The 12,418-nt window shown below is 73.7% G+C and carries 11 protein-coding genes and 1 pseudogene; 10 read left to right on the top strand and 2 right to left on the bottom strand.

The annotated features are described in order from the left end of the window. The coding region (locus tag FGF04_RS20215; protein ID WP_235882419.1) for a hypothetical protein at window positions 1–880 on the top strand (880 nt) is incomplete at its 5' end. Then, entirely contained in the window at window positions 877–2,088 is a 1,212-nt protein-coding gene (gene mycP / locus FGF04_RS20210) for a type VII secretion-associated serine protease mycosin (RefSeq protein ID WP_149512728.1), read from the top strand. The genes FGF04_RS20215 and mycP, both read left to right, overlap by 4 nt. 34 nt (window positions 2,089–2,122) lie before the next feature. On the opposite strand, the gene FGF04_RS20205 is transcribed toward mycP, so the two are convergent. Beyond that, window positions 2,123–2,818, bottom strand: coding sequence for a serine hydrolase (locus FGF04_RS20205; RefSeq protein WP_408055645.1), 696 nt, complete (start codon window positions 2,816–2,818; stop codon window positions 2,123–2,125). A gap of 524 nt (window positions 2,819–3,342) precedes the next feature. Here FGF04_RS20205 and FGF04_RS20200 point away from each other — a divergent pair. Beyond that, the gene (locus tag FGF04_RS20200; protein ID WP_149512727.1) at window positions 3,343–4,074 is read left to right on the top strand and encodes an SseB family protein; all 732 of its coding nucleotides are present in this window, start codon (window positions 3,343–3,345) and stop codon (window positions 4,072–4,074) included. A gap of 88 nt (window positions 4,075–4,162) precedes the next feature. Here FGF04_RS20200 and FGF04_RS20195 read toward each other — a convergent pair whose 3' ends face one another. Continuing rightward, complete coding sequence (locus FGF04_RS20195) at window positions 4,163–4,519, bottom strand: DUF1844 domain-containing protein (RefSeq protein ID WP_149512726.1); 357 nt, start codon at window positions 4,517–4,519, stop codon at window positions 4,163–4,165. Between the two features lie 388 nt (window positions 4,520–4,907). Here FGF04_RS20195 and infC point away from each other — a divergent pair. The 7 genes and pseudogenes from infC to pheT form a co-directional block, all read left to right on the top strand. Beyond that, window positions 4,908–5,589: pseudogene (gene infC / locus FGF04_RS20185) on the top strand (translation initiation factor IF-3). 128 nt (window positions 5,590–5,717) lie between these two features. Next, window positions 5,718–5,912, top strand: coding sequence for a 50S ribosomal protein L35 (rpmI, locus tag FGF04_RS20180; protein WP_149512724.1), 195 nt, complete (start codon window positions 5,718–5,720; stop codon window positions 5,910–5,912). Between the two features lie 95 nt (window positions 5,913–6,007). Then, on the top strand, window positions 6,008–6,391 hold the full coding sequence (gene rplT, locus FGF04_RS20175; RefSeq protein ID WP_003970214.1) for a 50S ribosomal protein L20: 384 nt from the start codon (window positions 6,008–6,010) through the stop codon (window positions 6,389–6,391). 147 nt (window positions 6,392–6,538) lie between these two features. Further along, window positions 6,539–7,381, top strand: a complete 843-nt coding sequence (locus FGF04_RS20170; protein WP_149512723.1) for a TrmH family RNA methyltransferase — start codon at window positions 6,539–6,541, stop codon at window positions 7,379–7,381. A gap of 123 nt (window positions 7,382–7,504) precedes the next feature. Further along, window positions 7,505–8,650 carry a sensor histidine kinase gene (locus tag FGF04_RS20165; RefSeq protein WP_149512722.1) on the top strand — a complete coding sequence of 382 codons (1,146 nt, stop codon included), beginning with the start codon at window positions 7,505–7,507 and terminating at the stop codon, window positions 8,648–8,650. 148 nt (window positions 8,651–8,798) lie between these two features. After that, a complete protein-coding gene (pheS, locus tag FGF04_RS20160) occupies window positions 8,799–9,926 on the top strand; it encodes a phenylalanine--tRNA ligase subunit alpha (protein WP_149512721.1) in 1,128 nt (375 codons plus the stop codon). Further along, window positions 9,926–12,418: phenylalanine--tRNA ligase subunit beta (gene pheT, locus FGF04_RS20155; protein ID WP_149513730.1), on the top strand; the 2,493-nt coding region annotated here is incomplete at its 3' end. The genes pheS and pheT, both read left to right, overlap by 1 nt.

Below are 12,418 nucleotides of genomic sequence, written 5' to 3'. Positions count from 1 at the left end.
CTCCCGGCACGTCCCCCCGGCGGGGGCGGCCGGAACGGCGGGCCCGGCGCACCGCCCGTTCGTGTCGCTCGCGGAGCCCGACACCCGCGACCAGGACACCGCGCGGACGCGCCCCGCGGGACCCCGCCGCCGCGCCAGCGTGGCCGCCGCCGCGGCCTGCGTGGTGCTCGGCCTCGGGCTCATCGGCGGCGCGGTGACGGGCAGTTGGCTCACCGGGGGCGACGCGGACGGGTCCGCGAAGCCGGACGCCTTCACGGCCGCGGCCGACCTGTGGCACAGCGTCCCCGTCGACGAGCTCTTCCCGCCCACGGTCAAGGGCGACGGCGCCGGTCCGGGCGGCGCCGACCGCGTCTGGACCCGTGTCGCCGTGGCCCCCGACAGCGACTGCGAGAAGGCCTTCGACCCCCTCCTGCGCAAGGCCCTCGCGCCCGCCGGCTGCCTGCGGCTGCTGCGCGCCACCTACACGGACGCGACCCGCAGCCACGTCACCACGGTCGGCCTGCTCTTCACCAAGGCCGACGCGGCGGCCATGTCCGCCCTGAAGCGCCGCTTCGAGGAGCAGGGGCTCGACAGCCGGCGCGACCTCATGCCCCGCGCGTACGCCGCGAAGGGCACCGTCGCCGCCGGCTTCGGCGACGGCCAGCGCGCGTCGTGGACGCTGTCGGTGCTGACCGACGCCCCGGTCGTCGCCTACGCGGTCTCCGGCTTCGCCGACGGCCGCGCCGTCATCGAACCGCAGCCCGCCGAGGACGCGATGAAGGCCGGCGCCACCACCCCCACCGCCCAGGCCGGACTCGGCCACGACGCGCAGGGCCTCGCCGACCGCGTCGAACGGAGCCTGCGCAGGACCGTCTCCCCGGCCACGGAGAAGCCGTCATGACCCGCACGGCACACCGGGGAACCCGGCCCCGCCGGGCGCCCCGCGGAAGGGCACTCCTGGTCGCCGCCCTGGCCACCGGGCTCGCCCTCCTGCCCACCACCACCGCGTACGCCGACGGCATCCGCGCCAAGCAGTGGGCCCTGGAGGCGATGCACACCGCGGAGGCCTGGCGCACGACGAAGGGCGAGGGCATCACCGTCGCCGTCCTCGACACCGGCGTCGACGACCAGCACCCGGACCTGGCGGGCAACGTCCTGCCCGGCAGGGACATGGTCGGCTTCGGCGCGGCCCGCGGCGACCGGCCCTGGGCCCGGCACGGCACGGCGATGGCCGGCATCATCGCGGGCCACGGACACGGCGCGGGCAACGCCGACGGCGTCATGGGCATCGCTCCCGAAGCGAAGATCCTCCCCGTCCGCGTGATCCTGGAGGACGGCGACACGGCCCGCGGCAAGGCCCGCAACACCCGCGGCAACGCCCTCGCCGAAGGCATCCGGTGGGCCGCCGACCAGGGCGCCGACGTCATCAACCTCTCCCTCGGCGACGACTCCGAGTCCGCCCACCCGGAGGCCTCCGAGGACGCGGCCGTCCAGTACGCCCTGAAGAAGGGCGCCGCCGTCGTCGCCTCCGCCGGGAACGGCGGCGAGCGGGGCGACCACATCTCGTACCCGGCGGCCTACCCCGGCGTGATCGCCGCGACCGCGGTCGACCGCTACGGCACCCGCGCCTCGTTCTCCACCCGCCGCTGGTACGCCACCGTCAGCGCCCCCGGCGTCGACGTCGTCATCGCCGACCCCGACCGGAAGTACTACGAGGGCTGGGGCACCAGCGCCGCCTCGGCCTTCGTCTCCGGCGCCGTCGCCCTCGTCAAGGCGGCCCACCCCGGCCTGTCGCCGGCGCAGATCAAGGACCTCCTGGAGGACACCGCGCGCAACGCCCCCTCCGGCGGACGCGACGACTCCCGGGGGTACGGCTTCGTGGACCCCGCGGCGGCCATCAAGGCGGCCGCCCGCCTGGAACCGGGGGAGCGGAAGGCGGCGGCCCGCTCGGAGCGGTACTTCGGCGAGGGCCCGGACACCGCCGAGGAGGACGGCCCCTCGACCGCCTGGGCCGGCCCGCTGGCGGGCAGCGCCGGCGGCGTCCTCCTCGTCGTGGCGGTCGTCCTCTGGCGGGGCAGCAGACGCCCCCACGACACCGGGGCCCCCTGAGCCGCCGGGCCCGGCCCCGCGCTCCCGCGGCGCGTCAGGGGGCGGCGGTCCGGAACACGGACACGGCCGCCTTCGCCGCCGCCTCCACCGTCGCGATCCCGCTCTCCTTGGTCGAGTTGCCGTCCGACAGCACGGCGACCAGATACGCGCGGCCGTCCGCGACCACCCGTCCGACGCTGTTGACGACCCACAGCCCGGTGGCGCTCCGCGGCAGCCACCCGTTCTTCAGGGCGTACCCGGACGGCCCGGCGGCCGACACGCCCCAGTCCTGCCCCTCGGCGATCTCCCCCATCAGCCCGCGCAGGTACGCCCGGGAGTCCGCGTCGAGCACCGGGCCGCTCCCGTCCCCGGCTCCGTCCTCGTCCCCGCCCTCGCCCTCGTCCTCGAAGATCCGCCGCAACAGGGTGAGCTGATCGGCCGCCGTGGTCCGGGTCAGCCCCCACAGGGTCCCGTCCCCGCCCTCGGTGGCGTCGAGTCCCAGGCGCGCGTTGGCCGCTGCGAGGCCCGGCGCCCGGCCGATCGCTTCCCACAGGGCGGTGGCGGACGCGTTGTCGCTGTCCCGGATCATCGTGGCGGCGTACGCCTTCTCCTGCGCGGTGAGCCGGCGCCCGGCGTCCTGGGCCCGCAGCAGCAGCGCGGCCAGGATGTCGGCCTTCACGATGCTCGCGGTGTCGAACGCCCCGTCCCCGTACCCCGCACCGTCCCCGGACGCCGCGTCCAGCACCGCCACCCCGCACCGTCCCCGGACTCCGTGTCCAGCACCGCCACCGACAGCCGCGCTCCGGCCTCGACGGGGACGTCCCGCAGCGCCTTGGCGAGCAGCGCGTCAGGGTTCGCCGGGGAAGCGGGGCTTCCAGCGGTCGCAGCCTCCACCGTCGCCTCCGTGGTCGCGGTCGTCGCGGGTGACGCCGAAGAGGATACGAGGCCGCCGGCGCCGTGCACCCGCGCGTCCGCGTACACCGTCCCCGAGGCGGTGGCCCCGAGGAGCACGAGGGAGGCGACCGCCGCGTGCCCGAGCGGCCGGGCACGCGGCGGACGGCCGCCGGGCCGGCCGGATCCGAGGAGGAACATGCCGCGAGCCTGGTCGGCGCACCTGTGCGCCCGGTCGGCCGCGGGTGAGAAGCGCGTCAGGGCTTGCTGAGAAACTCCTGAACCCGGCGAACGAGCGAGTTCAGGTTCCGGCGCGGGGGCGCGACCGGCCGGCGGCGGCCCACCGGCGGAGCGGGGCGGACACCACCGATAGGCTCGGTGCCCGTGGCGAACAAGAACATCCCCGACCCCGGTTTCTCCGACGACGACGGCTCCGCCGACCCCCGGCTGAGCGCGGCGCTCGCGGCCTGGGCCGAGGACCGCACCGCGCACGGACCCGTCCTGGCGGCGCTCAGGGACGCCCGGCTCCTCGTCCCCGTCGTCGCCGTGCTGGGGGAGGTGGAGGAGGACGAGAACGGCTTGCGCCGTGAGAAGACCAGCGACATGGCCGTCCCCACCCTCAAGGCCGGCGGCCGGACCGCGCTGCCTGCCTTCACCTCCACCGCCTCACTGGCCCGCTGGGACCCGGCGGCCCGTCCCGTCGCCGTCCCCCTGCACCAGGCACTTCAGGCCGCCGCCCACGAGAAGGCCGACACGGTGGTCCTCGACCTCGCGGGACCGGTCGCGTACGAGCTGACCGGCCCGGCACTGCTGGCGCTCGCCGAGGGGCGTACGACCACGGACCCGCTGGCCGACCCGGCGGTGGTCGCCGCGGTGCGCGCCGCGGTCGCCGCCGAGCCCCTGGTGCTCAGCGCCCACCTGGGCGCCGGACAGGCCGACGGCACCCTCGCCCTCGTCCTGGACCCGGCCGCCGCACCGGCGGACACCGCCCGGGCCGTCGCCCGGCGGCTCGCGGCCGACGACACACTGAGGGCCCGCCTGGTGCGCGGCCTCGACCTGGCACTCCTGCCGGCCGGGACGACGCCACCGGGCGAGCCCTTGTACGTACGCGGATAGATCCCCTCCCGGATCCGCCCCTGCCGACGGGCCCGAAACGGGCCGGAACGGGCCGGAGGGAAAGGGAAGGGAACGGGACGGGGCGAGCTCAGCCGAAGATCGGGCCCGTGTACTTCTCGCCCGGCCCCTGGCCCGGCTCGTCCGGGACGAGCGAGGCCTCGCGGAACGCCAGCTGCAGCGACTTCAGGCCGTCCCGCAGCGGGGCCGCGTGGAAGGAGCTGATCTCGGTCGCGCTCGCGTCGAGCAGGCCGGCCAGCGCGTGGACCAGCTTGCGCGCCTCGTCGAGGTCCTTGTACTTGTCGCCCTCCTCGGTCAGGCCGAGCTTCACAGCGGCGGCGCTCATCAGGTTCACGGCGACCGTGACCAGGACCTCGACCGCGGGGACCTCGGCGATGTCGCGGGTCATGTCGTCGAAGCCGGGGGACTCAGGAGGGGTGTCACTCATGCCCCACACGATAGGCCCAGGCCCGCCGCGGCCCGCCCGCGGGAGACACCCGGCAGGGCGCCCGGGCGGTGTGCGCCATCGATTGGCACCATCCCCGGGGGAGCTGCTAACCTTGTGTAACGACCGGCCGGACACTCCTGTGCCCGGCCCGCAAGTGGAGGCTCCGATCTCCCACCCGACCGCCCTCCGGGACGGCGGGTCACCCGGTCAGGCGGCCACCATCGTTCCGTACGGACGATGGAGCCGCTGGATATGCGCCCCGCGGTTGACCGCGGCGGTGCTCCGGTCATCCTTGGAGCCACCGCCTGTGTCCCGTCCGGGGCATTTTTCATGCGCCACGGCGGTTGGTCCGGTGAGAAGACGTACGCGAGCTGTCTGCCAGACAGCCGTGTGGTGCTATCCGAGGAGGATCCATCAGCGCCGAGCCCCGCATCAACGACCGGATTCGTGTACCCGAGGTGCGACTTGTCGGCCCCAGCGGCGAGCAGGTCGGGATCGTCCCGCTTGCCAAGGCCCTGGAGCTCGCGCAGGAGTACGACCTCGACCTGGTCGAGGTGGCCGCGACTGCGCGCCCGCCGGTCTGCAAGCTCATGGACTACGGGAAGTTCAAGTACGAGTCGGCCATGAAGGCCCGTGAGGCGCGCAAGAACCAGGCGCACACGGTCATCAAGGAGATGAAGCTCCGGCCGAAGATCGACCCGCACGACTATGACACCAAGAAGGGTCACGTCGTCCGGTTCCTCAAGCAGGGCGACAAGGTCAAGATCACGATCATGTTCCGCGGTCGCGAGCAGTCCCGGCCGGAGCTCGGCTACCGACTGCTGCAGCGGCTGGCTTCGGACGTCGAGGACCTCGGGTTCGTCGAGTCGAACCCGAAGCAGGACGGCCGAAACATGATCATGGTTCTCGGCCCGCACAAGAAGAAGACCGAGGCGATGGCCGAGGCCCGTGAGGCCCAGGCGGCGCGCAAGGCGGAGGCGAAGGCCAACCCGGGCAAGTCGCAGAACCACACGGGTGACGACGCTCCCGACGCGGAGGTCGCCGAGACCGAGGCTCCGGCCGAGGCCTGATCCGGGGCACCGGCCCCGGAGGTTTCCGGACGCGAGTCCGGGGACGTCAACCGATAGACATGACGTTCCGTTGTGCCCGGTCTCACGACCGGGCACAGGAACGCCACTGACGAGGAGAGAACGGCGCTATGCCGAAGAACAAGTCGCACAGCGGTGCCAGCAAGCGCTTCAAGGTCACCGGCTCCGGCAAGGTGCTCCGCGAGCGCGCCGGCAAGCGCCACCTGCTCGAACACAAGTCGTCCCGCGTGACGCGGCGCCTCACCGGCACCGCCGAGATGGCCCCCGGCGACACCAAGAAGATCAAGAAGCTTCTCGGCAAGTGACGTACCGGCGCCTGCGCGCCGTACGTCAGGACCGGGACCCCATCGATTTCGGACCGTGTGACGACACCCACGGTCCCGCTACAAGGAGTTAACAAGTGGCACGCGTCAAGCGGGCAGTCAACGCCCACAAGAAGCGCCGGGCGATCCTCGAAGCGGCCTCCGGCTACCGCGGTCAGCGCTCGCGCCTGTACCGCAAGGCCAAGGAGCAGGTCACCCACTCGCTGGTCTACAACTACAACGACCGCAAGAAGCGCAAGGGTGACTTCCGTCAGCTGTGGATCCAGCGCATCAACGCTGCGGCCCGCCAGAACGGCATGACGTACAACCGCCTCATCCAGGGTCTGAAGGCCGCCAACATCGAGGTGGACCGCAAGATCCTCGCCGAGCTGGCCGTCAACGACGCCAACGCGTTCGCCGCGCTCGTCGAGGTCGCGCAGAAGGCCCTGCCGTCGGACGTCAACGCGCCCAAGGCCGCGTGACACCGGCGCCGGCCTAGGCCGAAGCTTGTGGTGTGGGCTCGCTTGCCTCCGGGCTGCGGGCCCACATTCGTTTTTCCCGCCGCTCTCCCCGCCGCGCCGTCCCCCTGCCGCGGACGCCTCCTCCCGCCGTGAACCGAAGGTGAACCCATGTCCAGCGGTCCCGAGCTGCTCTCCCCGCGCTCGCAGCGGGTCTCCGCCGCCCGGCGGCTCGCCCGGCGCAGCTTCCGGGGCAAGGAGCGGCTGTTCCTCGCCGAGGGACCGCAGGCCGTGCGGGAGGCCGCCGCGTACCGGACCGGGGACCGGCCCGCGCTCGTCGAGCTGTTCGCCACGGTCGACGCCGCGGAGCGGTACGCCGACATCGTGGGGGAGGCCCGCGGCTCCGGCGCCCGCGTGCACCTCGTCGCCGACGACGTGATCGCCGACATCTCCACCACCGTCACCCCGCAGGGACTCGTCGGCGTCTGCCGGTTCCTCGACACGCCCTTCGAGCGGATCGTCGAGGCGCGGCCCCGGCTGGTCGCCGTGCTGGCACACGTGCGCGACCCCGGGAACGCGGGCACCGTCCTGCGCTGCGCCGACGCCGCGGGCGCCGACGCCGTCGTCCTCACCGACGCCTCCGTCGACCTCTACAACCCCAAGTCCGTACGCGCCTCGGTCGGTTCGCTGTTCCACCTGCCGGTCGCGGTCGGCGTGCCCGTCGAGCAGGCGGTGCGCGGGCTCCGGGACGCCGGCGTCCGCATCCTGGCCGCCGACGGGGCGGGCGAGGACGACCTGGACGACGAGCTCGACAAGGGCACCATGGGCGGGCCGACCGCCTGGGTGTTCGGCAACGAGGCGTGGGGGCTCCCGGCCGAGACCAGGGCGCTCGCGGACGCCGTCGTGCGCGTGCCGATCCACGGCAGGGCCGAGAGCCTGAACCTCGCGACGGCCGCCGCCGTATGTCTCTACGCCTCGGCACGCGCGCAGCGTGCCCGCGGCGCTCGTTCCTGAGGGGGTCCGTTCCGTCACTCCCAGCTAGTAGGGTGACGGGCCCGGGGATCCGCCCCCAAGCTCTCGGCTGCGCTTGAGCAGGGAGGTTGCCCCCGGATGCCGGACGAGAGGTGGGGTACGGGGATGAGTGTCGGCACGAGTGGCGCACAGAGCGCGCTGCGGGCACACGACGTGCACGGCGCTCCCGCGCCCCGGCACCCCGACCCCGCCGAAGCCGGCGTCGACCCGGACGACCTCCCCGACGGACTCGTGATCGCCGACGAGCACGGCCTGGTGGTCCGCTTCAACGCCGCGGCCGTCCGGATCACCGCCACCCCCGCCGCCGAGGCCCTCGGCCGCCCCCTCGACCGGGCCCTGCCGCTGGAGGACCTCGAAGGCCGCCGCTGGTGGCAGCTGACCGACCCGTACGGCGGTCTCGCGATCCGCAACGGACAGCCCGAGCGCAACCTGCTGCTGCCCGGCGGCCGCGAGGTCCTGGTCTCCGCGCGGTACGTGCGGGAGCGGCCCACCGGCCCGGTCCGCCGGGTCGTCGTCTCGCTCCGCGACACCGAGGCCCGCCGGCGCACCGAGCGCAGCCACGCCGAGCTGATCGCCACGGTCGCCCACGAACTGCGCTCGCCGCTCACCTCCGTCAAGGGCTTCACGGCCACGCTGCTCGCCAAGTGGGAGCGCTTCACCGACGACCAGAAGAAGCTGATGCTGGAGACGGTCGACGCCGACGCCGACCGCGTCACGCGCCTCATCGCCGAGCTCCTCGACATCTCCCGGATCGACTCGGGACGCCTGGAGGTGCGCCGCCAGCCGGTCGACATAGGCGCCGCGGTCGGCCGCCACATCCAGGCGTACGTCGCCTCCGGCCAGGCCGCCGACCGGTTCCTGCTGCGCATCGGCCAGCCGCTGCCCGACCTGTGGGCCGACCCCGACAAGATCGACCAGGTGCTCAGCAACCTGCTGGAAAATGCGGTGCGCCACGGCGAGGGAACCGTCACCATCGACGTAGAGCCCGCACCCTCACCCCGCGAGGGGGAGGACGCCTGCACGTCGGTCACCGTGAGCGACGAGGGCCCCGGCATCCCGGAGGAGTCCATGAACCGCGTCTTCACCCGCTTCTGGCGGGGCAGCAAGCGCGGCGGCACCGGCCTCGGGCTGTACATCGTCAAGGGCATCGTCGAGGCCCACGGCGGCACCATCACCGTCGGCCGCGCCCCCGAGGGCGGCGCGCAGTTCCGATTTACGCTGCCCGTGGGCACCCCGGCGTACCTGCTCTAACCGCAGCGCGGGCCCCCACGGGCGCATTCGCACACCTCACCCCCGGTAGAATCGGCGTCTGGCACTTCTGCGTCCCCACACACGGGACAGGGCGTCCCGCCGGTCGCGACGGGGACCGTAGGCCAACCAATCGGAAGCACGGGAAGAGATGTCGGCACCGAACAAGTCGTACGACCCTGTTGAGGTCGAGGCACTGAAACCGGAAGAGATCGAGCGCCTGCGGGACGAGGCGCTCGCCGCCTTCGCCGCCGCCGGGGACCTCGACGCGCTCCAGGAGGCCAAGGTCGCCCACACCGGCGGCACCTCGCCGCTGGCCCTCGCCAACCGCGAGATCGGCGCCCTGCCCCCGCACGCCAAGGCCGCCGCCGGCAAGCTCGTCGGCCAGGCCCGCGGCGCCGTGAACAAGGCGCTCGCCGGCCGCCAGGCCGAGCTGGAGGCCGAGCGGGACGCCCGCGTGCTGGTCGAGGAGGCGGTGGACGTCACGCTGCCGTACGACCTCGTGCCGCCCGGCGCCCGGCACCCGCTGACCACCATGATGGAGCGGGTCGCGGACGTCTTCGTGTCCATGGGGTACGAGATCGCCGAGGGCCCCGAGGTCGAGGCGGAGTGGTTCAACTTCGACGCCCTCAACTTCACCCCGGACCACCCGGCCCGGCAGATGCAGGACACCTTCTTCGTCCAGGGCCCCGAGGGCACCACGGGCGACGAGTCCGGTGTCGTGCTGCGCACCCACACCTCGCCCGTGCAGGCCCGCGCCCTGCTGGACCGCGAGCCGCCCGTCTACGTCGTGTGCCCCGGCCGCGTGTACCGCACGGACGAGCTGGACGCCACGCACACCCCGGTCTTCCACCAGATCGAGCTGCTGGCCGTCGACGAGGGCCTGACCATGGCCGACCTGAAGGGCACCCTGGACCACATGGTCCGCTCGCTCTTCGGCGCCGACATGAAGACCCGGCTGCGGCCGAACTACTTCCCCTTCACCGAGCCGTCCGCCGAGATGGACATGCTCTGCTACGTCTGCAAGGGCGAGTCCGTCGGCAACCCCGACCGCCCCTGCCGCACCTGCTCCAGCGAGGGCTGGATCGAGCTCGGCGGCTGCGGCATGGTCAACCCGCGGGTGCTCACCGCCTGCGGTGTGGACCCCGAGAAGTACAGCGGATTCGCCTTCGGGTTCGGCATCGAGCGGATGCTGATGTTCCGCCACAACGTCGAAGACATGCGAGACATGGTCGAGGGTGACGTCCGGTTCACCCGGCCGTTCGGGATGGAGATCTGATGCGGGTCCCGCTTTCCTGGCTGCGGGAGTACGTCGACCTCCCCGCCACCGAGACCGGCCGCGACGTGCAGGCCAGGCTCGTCTCCGCCGGCCTGGAGGTCGAGCGGGTCGAGCAGCTCGGCGCCGACCTCAAGGGGCCGCTCGTCGTCGGCCAGGTGCTGACCATCGAGGAGCTGGAGGGCTTCAAGAAGCCCATCCGCTTCTGCACCGTCGACGTCGGCACCGCCAACGGCACCGGCGAACCGCAGGAGATCGTCTGCGGCGCCCGCAACTTCGCCGTCGGCGACAAGGTCGTCGTGGTGCTGCCCGGCGCGGTGCTGCCCGGCAACTTCGCCATCGCCGCGCGCAAGACGTACGGCAAGACCTCGCACGGCATGATCTGCTCCGGCGACGAGCTGGGCATGGGCGACGACGGCAGCGGCGGCATCATCGTCCTGCCGCCCGAGCACGAGGTCGGCACGGACGCGATCGAGCTGCTCGAACTGGTCGACGAGGTCCTCGACATCGCCGTCACGCCCGACCGCGGCTACGCCCTGTCGATGCGCGGCGTCGCCCGTGAGACCGCCACCGCCTACGGGCTGCCGCTGCGCGACCCGGCGCTGCTCGACGTGCCGGGCCCCAACGCCTTCGGCCCCGCGGTGCGGATCGCCGACCCGCTGGGCTGCGACCGCTTCACCGCGCGCACCGTCACCGGTCTGTCGCCCGAGGCCCGCTCCCCGATCTGGCTGCAGCGCCGCCTCCAGAAGGCCGGCATGCGCCCGATCTCGCTGGCCGTCGACATCACCAACTACGTGATGCTGGAGCTCGGGCAGCCCCTGCACGCGTACGACCGCTCCCGGATCCGGGGCACGATCGGCGTGCGCCGGGCCGAGCAGGGCGAGAAGCTCAAGACCCTCGACGGCGCCGAGCGCACGCTGGACGCCGAGGACCTGGTGATCACCGACGACCGCGGGCCCATCGGCCTGGCCGGCGTCATGGGCGGCGCCGACACCGAGATCGACGACACCGAGGGCACCACCACCGAGGTCGTCGTCGAGGCCGCGCACTTCGACCCGATCTCCATCGCCCGCACCGCCCGCCGCCACAAGCTGGCCTCCGAGGCGTCCAAGCGCTTCGAGCGGGGCGTCGACCCGGAGGCCGCCGCTGCCGCCGCGCAGCGCACGGTCGACCTGCTGGTCCTCCTCGCGGGCGGCACCGCGGACGCCGGGGTCACGCAGATCGTCACGCCGTCCGCGCCGCACACCATCACCATCCCGGCGAACCACCCGGACAAGGTGGCGGGCGTGGACTACGGCCGCGAGACCGTCGTACGCCGCCTCCAGCAGGTCGGCTGCGACGTCTACGGCCAGGACGAGCTGATCGTCACCGTGCCGTCGTGGCGGCCCGACCTGACCGACCCGAACGACCTGGCCGAAGAGGTCATCCGGCTGGAGGGCTACGAGAACCTGCCCTCGACGCTGCCCAGGCCCCCCGCGGGCCTCGGCCTGACCGACCGGCAGCGGCTGCACCGCCGGGTCGGCCGCGCGCTGGCCGGCGCCGGGTACGTGGAGGCGCTGAACTACCCGTTCATCGGCACCGAGGTGCTCGACCAGTTCGGCCTGGAGCCGGACGACCCGCGCCGCGCGCTGGTGAAGCTGGTCAACCCGCTCTCCGACGAAGAGCCCGCCATGCGCACGACGCTGCTGCCGGGGCTCCTCGGCGCGCTGCGGCGCAACGACGGGCGGGGCTCGCACGACCTCGCGCTCTTCGAGACCGGGCTGGTCTTCCGGCCGACCGGCGAGGAGCGCAAGGCCGAGCGGCTGCCCGTCGACCGGCGGCCCACCGCCGAGGAGATCGCCCGGATCGACGCCGCGCTGCCGCGCCAGCCGCGCCGCGTCGCCGTCGTCCTCGCGGGCGCCCGCGAGCAGACCGGCTGGTGGGGCAAGGGCCGTCCGGCGAACTGGGCGGACGCCGTCGAGGCCGCACGGACCGTCGCCCGCGAGGCCGGGGTCGAACTGACCGTGCGCAGCGACCGGCACGCTCCCTGGCACCCGGGGCGGTGCGCCGCGCTGTACGTCACGGTGGACGGCGAGGAGACCCTCGTCGGCCACGCCGGTGAACTGCACCCGCGGGTCGTCAAGGCGCTGCACCTGCCGGAGCGCAGCTGCGCCATGGAGATCGAGCTCGACCTGCTGGAGCGGGCGGGCGGCGGTCCGCTCGCCGCGCCGCGCATCTCGACGTTCCCCGTCGCCACGCAGGACGTCGCACTCGTCGTCGCGCGGGACGTGCCCGCCGCCGACGTCGAGGCCGCGCTGCGCGAGGGCGCGGGTGAACTGCTGGAGTCCGTGCGGCTGTTCGACGTGTACGAGGGGGAGCAGCTCGGTGAGGGGCGGAAGTCGCTCGCCTACGCGCTGCGGTTCCGGGCCGCCGATCGGACGCTGACCGTGGACGAGGCGTCTGCTGCGCGGGATGCGGCCGTGGTTTTGGCGGGGGAGCGGACGGGGGCCGTGCTG

The sequence above is a fragment of the Streptomyces apricus genome (genome assembly GCF_008369065.1).
Lineage (GTDB): Bacteria > Actinomycetota > Actinomycetes > Streptomycetales > Streptomycetaceae > Streptomyces > Streptomyces apricus.
Note: the sequence above shows the minus strand (reverse complement) of the source record. Positions and strands in the feature narration are given on the sequence as shown.